Here is a 3,230-nt window from a genome sequence, read left to right on the forward strand (position 1 = left end):
GCCGCCGCCGCGAGGCGGACGACGTCGGCCGGGTCGTCGGTGCCGTCGGACGCGTTCGAGTGCACGTGGAGGTCGATCACGGGCCCGGGGTACCCGGAGTCACCGACGACCTCGTGTCACGGACGGCTGGGGGTCTGCCGCTTCTCCCCGAAGACCAGCTCCGAGATCGCCTCGTAGACCTCCTCGGGGTCGGGGAGGTAGGAGATGCGGCTCAGCGCCTGGATCTGCCCGGCGGACTCGATGATCATCGTCCCGTAGCCCAGCATGCGGCCGTTGAGTGTCCGCTCGAAGGTGAGGTCGGTGACCTTGCCGAGCGGCATCATGCCGACCCGCTGGGTGAACACGCCCTGGGTGAGCATGACGCGCTTGTCGGTGATGACGACCTTCTCGACCCACCACTCGCTGACCTTGTAGCAGGCCTTGATGAGCACGAGCAGGCCGCCGTACCAGAGCATGTTCGAGAGCACCGGACCGTCGGGGAGCAGGTGCGCGGCGACCATGAGGACCACCATCAGGACCGTCGCCTGGACGATCTCGCTCAGGATGACGACCCAGTGGCGCCGGAAGCGGATGACCCGCCGCTCGGTCGGCAGGACGTACTCGTCGACCTCGCGAGGTGCCAGCACGGCGCCCTCCCCTCCTGCCCCGGGCGGAACACCGCAGAGCGTAACCCGTCGGGGTCGCGGGACGGGCCGCGAGCAGGCGCGGGAGGGTCAGCGCTCCTGCGGCACCGGGCGGTTGGGCTGCTCGGCCGCGAGGGCGGCCTCGTCGGAGTCGGTGACCGGGCGCTTCGGGACCATCACCTTGCGCCGGTAGATGCAGACGACGACGCCGTCCTGGTTGTAGCCGATGGTCTCGACCTGCACGATCCCGCGGTCGTTCTTGGAGCTCGACTCCTTCTTGTCGAGCACCGTCGACTCGCCGTAGATCGTGTCGCCGTGGAAGACCGGCTTCACGTGGCGCAGCGACTCGACCTCGAGGTTCGCGATGGCCTTGCCCGAGACGTCCGCGACCGACATGCCGAGCAGCAGCGAGTAGACGTAGTTCCCGACGACGACGTTGCGTCCCTGCTGGGTGCCCTCGGCGTAGTGGCTGTCGAGGTGCAGCGGGTGGTGGTTCATCGTGATGAGGCAGAAGAGGTGGTCGTCGTACTCGGTCACCGTCTTGCCGGGCCAGTGCTTGTAGGTCGCCCCGACCTCGAACTCCTCGAAGTACCGACCGAACTGCACGTGACCACTCCCTGGACGTCTGGACATCACTGTCTCCCGGACCATCCGGACGGCGCAGCGTCCGCGACGACCCGTAGGATGGCCTATTGCGGAGACGCACGTGGACGCACCGACGCGTGACACGTGCGACACCAGGCCCACCCCGGCAGCCCTCCGGCCGTCCCCGGTGTGGCTTCGCGAGGAGTTCGTCCGCACGCGACGACCGAGGAGGTTGACGTGGCCACGACCGAGCAACCGGGCGCCGATCCCGGCGCCGCCGGAAGTACCGGCCGCGTCCTCTCGAGGGGCCGCTGACGGCGCCGGACGCCGTCGTGGTCCCCCGAGGTGACGCGGAGATCCGTCCGAGATCCCGCTGACCGGCCCGCCGCCGGTCGACCCTCCGGAGACCCCCATGCCCGCTCTCCCCTCCCTGCGCTCCACCGCCGCCCGCGCGCGGCGGCCGCGTGCCCTCGACAACGGCGTCCACGTCCCGCACGTGCCGCTCTCCGCGTTCGTCGTCGACTGCGCCGTCTACGTCGACGGGCACCGTCTCGAGGGGCGGTGGAACCACCGCGACGCGATCGCGGAGGTGCGCAGGCGCGAGGAGGGCTTCGTCTGGGTCGGCCTGCACGAGCCCGATGCCGAGCAGATCGACGACATCGCCGAGGTGTTCGGGCTGCACCCGCTCGCCGTCGAGGACGCCGTCCAGGCCCACCAGCGGCCGAAGATCGAGCGCTACGACGACATGGTCTTCTCGGTGTTCAAGACGGTGCGCTACGTCGCGCACGCCTCCCCGACGACGGCGAACGAGATCGTCGAGTCCGGCGAGCTGATGTGCTTCGTCGGGAAGGACTTCGTGGTCACGGTCCGCCACGGCCAGCACTCCGGGCTGCGGCGGGTGCGGCGCATGCTCGAGGACGAGCCCGAGCACCTGGCCCTCGGCCCCGCGGTGGTCCTGCACGCGATCGCCGACCACATCGTCGACGCCTACCTCGAGGTCTCCGCCGCCGTCGAGGGCGACATCGACACCATCGAGGCCGAGGTGTTCGCGCCGTACTCCGAGCTCGGCGCCGACCAGATCTACCTGATGAAGCGCGAGGTGCTCGAGCTGCGCCGGGCGGTCCAGCCCCTGGTCGCGCCGCTGCGCCGGCTCTCGGAGGGCTACTCGCCCCTGGTGCCGACGAACGTGCGCAGTTACTTCCGCGACGTGGACGACCACCTGGTCACCGTCTCCGAGCGCGTCGCGCAGTTCGACGAGCTCCTGACGACGCTCGTCGACGCCGTCCTGGCGAAGATCACGCTGCGGCAGAACAACGACATGCGCAAGATCACCGCCTACGCGGCACTGCTCGCGGTCCCGACGATGTTCGCCGGCATCTACGGCATGAACTTCGACTACATGCCCGAGCTGCACTGGACGTTCGGTTACCCGCTGGTGATCGTCGTGATCCTGGTGATCTGCGGGTGGCTCTTCCGGACGTTCCGCCGCAATCGCTGGCTGTAGCCCGCTGCCCCGAACGCCGCGAGGTGAAATTCGGGTCTGCCGCTGCGTGACTGTGTGGCTACGCTCACGACGTTTCCAGCGGCGGACACCGGGGAGGTTCTCGTGACGGCGACAGGCGGGACGACCGAGCAGCCGGGGAGCGTGCGCTCCCTGATCCCGGCACGTATCGACCGATTGCCCTGGTCACCGTTCCACACCCGGATGGTCGTGGCCCTCGGGACCTGCTGGATCCTCGACGGCCTCGAGATCACCATCGCCAGCAACGTCGGCGAGAAGCTCACCGACAGCGACCGCCTCGGTCTCTCGACCACCGCCGTGGGCTTCCTCGCCACCGTGTACCTGCTGGGGCAGGTGGTCGGTGCGCTGGTCTTCGGGAACCTCTCCGACCGGCTCGGCCGACGCCGACTGTTCTTCATCACGCTGGCGATCTACTTCGGCGGCAGCGCCCTCACCGCCCTCACGATCGGCTCCGGAGCCCTGTCGCTGACGTTCCTCTACGCGACCCGGTTCATCGCCGG

The 3,230-nt window shown here is 69.3% G+C and carries 4 protein-coding genes; 2 read left to right on the plus strand and 2 right to left on the minus strand.

Going from position 1 to position 3,230, the window contains the following annotated elements; translation table 11 throughout:
* Positions 1–116: 116 nt before the first annotated feature.
* Entirely contained in the window at positions 117–626 is a 510-nt protein-coding gene (locus tag AC0CYZ_RS20950) for a PH domain-containing protein (RefSeq protein ID WP_472218856.1), read from the minus strand.
* A gap of 87 nt (positions 627–713) precedes the next feature.
* A complete protein-coding gene (locus AC0CYZ_RS20955; protein WP_472218858.1) occupies positions 714–1,229 on the minus strand; it encodes a MaoC family dehydratase in 516 nt (171 codons plus the stop codon).
* A 391-nt stretch (positions 1,230–1,620) separates the two neighbouring features.
* Between AC0CYZ_RS20955 and AC0CYZ_RS20960 the strand changes: the two genes are divergently transcribed.
* Positions 1,621–2,712 carry a magnesium and cobalt transport protein CorA gene (locus AC0CYZ_RS20960; RefSeq protein WP_472218860.1) on the plus strand — a complete coding sequence of 364 codons (1,092 nt, stop codon included), beginning with the start codon at positions 1,621–1,623 and terminating at the stop codon, positions 2,710–2,712.
* Positions 2,713–2,913: 201 nt separating this feature from the next.
* Positions 2,914–3,230 (plus strand): MFS transporter (locus AC0CYZ_RS20965; protein WP_472218862.1); only part of this gene is annotated, 317 nt, incomplete at its 3' end.

The organism is Actinomycetospora sp. (assembly GCF_055612215.1).

What these genes read in the sequence shown, in the direction of transcription:
- AC0CYZ_RS20960 (WP_472218860.1), top strand. Translation starts at nt 1,621, where the DNA reads ATGCCCGCTCTCCCCTCCCTGCGCTCCACCGCCGCCCGCGCGCGGCGG.